At 75.4% G+C, this 2,052-nt stretch carries 2 protein-coding genes; both read left to right on the forward strand.

All coding sequences use genetic code 11. From position 1 onward, the window contains the following. Positions 1 to 160 precede the first annotated feature (160 nt). Entirely contained in the window at positions 161 to 1,234 is a 1,074-nt protein-coding gene (mnmA, locus tag EYA84_RS31120) for a tRNA 2-thiouridine(34) synthase MnmA (RefSeq protein ID WP_131057761.1), read from the forward strand. A 16-nt stretch (positions 1,235 to 1,250) separates the two neighbouring features. Next, positions 1,251 to 2,052, forward strand: an 802-nt coding sequence (locus EYA84_RS31125) for a methionine synthase (protein ID WP_131057762.1), incomplete at its 3' end; no start/stop codon positions are given.

Genomic DNA, 2,052 nt, shown 5'->3' on the forward strand with positions numbered 1-2,052 from the left:
GGATGCCCCGGTGGCCCGGCGGGCGGCGGCGCTGCGGACGCCGCGCTGACGTAGCACGCTCGGCGGTCGGACCGGCCTCGACGCCGGCCCGGCGCGGACGGGGGGAGACCGCCGCCCGGCGGTACGGAGATAGGCTTCGCGGGAAGGGAGCGTGGTCCGGGTGAGGGTGTTGGCGGCGATGTCCGGCGGTGTGGATTCCGCCGTGGCGGCGGCGCGTGCGGTGCAGGCCGGTCACGACGTCACCGGTGTGCACCTGGCGCTGGCCCGCAACCCGCAGACCTATCGCACCGGAGCGCGGGGCTGCTGCACCCTGGAGGACTCCCGGGACGCGCGCCGCGCCGCCGACGTGCTGGGCATCCCGTTCTACGTGTGGGACATGGCCGACCGGTTCCACGAAGACGTGGTCGACGACTTCGTGGCCGAGTACGCCGCCGGGCGTACCCCGAACCCGTGCCTGCGCTGCAACGAGAAGATCAAGTTCGCCGCGGTGCTGGATCGGGCGGTGGCCCTGGGCTTCGACGCCGTGGTCACCGGCCACCACGCCCGACTCGGCGCGGACGGCCTGCTGCGGCGCAGCGTCGACCTCGCCAAGGACCAGTCGTACGTGCTGGCCGTGCTCACCCGCGCGCAGTTGGACCGTTCGATCTTCCCGCTCGGTGACTCGACGAAGGCGCAGGTCCGGCAGGAGGCCGCCGACCGGGGCCTGGCGGTGGCCGACAAGCCCGACTCGCACGACATCTGCTTCATCGCCGACGGCGACACCCGGGGCTTCCTGGCCCAGCGGCTCGGCGAGACGCCCGGCGACGTGGTCGACGCCACCACCGGTGCGGTGGTGGGCACGCACGCCGGCGCGTACGCGTACACCGTGGGTCAGCGGCGCGGGCTGCACCTGGACCGCCCGGCCCCGGACGGGCGACCCCGGTACGTGCTCTCCATCACGCCGACGACCAACACGGTGACCGTCGGGCCGGCCGAGGCGCTGGAGGTGGCCGAGGTGCGTGCCACCCGCCCGGTCTGGACCGGCGGCCCGCGTCCGGACGCCCCGATCGAGTGCGAGGTGCAGTTGCGGGCGCACGGGCTCGTGGTGCCGGCCGAGGTCACCGTGGACGGCGACGCGTTCCGTGCCGACCTGCGGCAGCCGGTCCGGGGGGTCGCCGCCGGTCAGGCGATCGTCGCGTACCGCCCCGACCCGGCCGGTGACATCGTGCTCGGCTCCGCCACGATCACCGACTGACCGGTACCCTTCGGCCGTGAGTGATCAGGTTTGGCCGTGGCCCGCGGGCGCGGCGACCGGCATCGGGTCGCTGCCCGGCACCGACATCGCCGAGGCGCAGCGGATCGTCCTCGGTGAGTTGCCCGCACTTCCCCACCTGCCGGAGCTGCCGGCCCGTGGCCCGGGCGCGGACATGATCGGGCGCGGCGCGGGCCTGCTGGTCGAGCTGCCGGTCGAGCTCTACGCCGCGCGGTGGCGGGTGGCCCTGCGCCCCGGCCGGGACCTGCGCCGCGCACGGGACCTGATGGAACGCGACCTCGACCAGCTCGCCGAGCAGGCCGAGGAGTACGCCGGCCCGATCAAGGTGCAGGCACCCGGTCCGTTCACCCTCGCCGCCTCGGTGGAGCTGCCCGTCGGCGGCCGGATGGTGCGCGACCCCGGTGCGGTACGCGACCTGGTCGGCTCGCTCGCCGAGGGGCTGCGCGCGTACGTGGCGGCGGTGGCCCGCCGGGTACCCCGGGCCACCGTCCTGCTCCAGGTGGACGAACCGTCGTTGCCGGCGGTGCTCGCCGGTCGGGTGCCCACCGAGAGCGGCTTCGGCACGTACCGGGCGGTGCAGCCGGAGGACGCGCGGGCGTTGCTGGGCACGGTGGTGGAGGCGGTCGGAGTACCGACCGTGGTGCACTGCTGCGCCCCGGACGTACCGCTGAACCTGATCCGGTCCACCGGCGCGGCCGGCGTCGCCCTCGACCTGGACCTGGTCACCGACCTGGACGCGCTGGGCGAGGCGATCGACGCCGGGCTGGGCCTCTTCGCCGGTGCCGCGCCGGGCACCGCCC

The sequence above is a fragment of the Verrucosispora sp. SN26_14.1 genome (genome assembly GCF_004307965.1).
Classification (GTDB): Bacteria; Actinomycetota; Actinomycetes; order Mycobacteriales; family Micromonosporaceae; genus Micromonospora.